General features: G+C 44.4%; 1 pseudogene. It reads left to right on the top strand.

The window, feature by feature from the left end:
* Positions 1-214 (top strand): annotated as a pseudogene (locus tag CWC11_RS21345) (hypothetical protein); the annotation flags it as partial.

Below are 214 nucleotides of genomic sequence, written 5' to 3'. Positions count from 1 at the left end.
GACCCTTGCTAACATCACCATCGTGACCACAGATGGCAATTCTGTGCGAGATGATGACCCTTCGCAAGCTTACAAGTTCGACGATGAGTTCAATGCCAGCATTTACAACGCCTTATTGGTTAAGAAAAATGCGGTAAACAGCAGCTGTATTCAAGTGACTTCTGATGGCGAAAAGCAAGCCGATAACATCATGTTTAATAACTCAGTGATGGCG

Source organism: Pseudoalteromonas sp. S3178 (genome assembly GCF_005886985.1).
Lineage (GTDB): Bacteria > Pseudomonadota > Gammaproteobacteria > Enterobacterales > Alteromonadaceae > Pseudoalteromonas > Pseudoalteromonas carrageenovora.
Note: the sequence above shows the minus strand (reverse complement) of the source record. Positions and strands in the feature narration are given on the sequence as shown.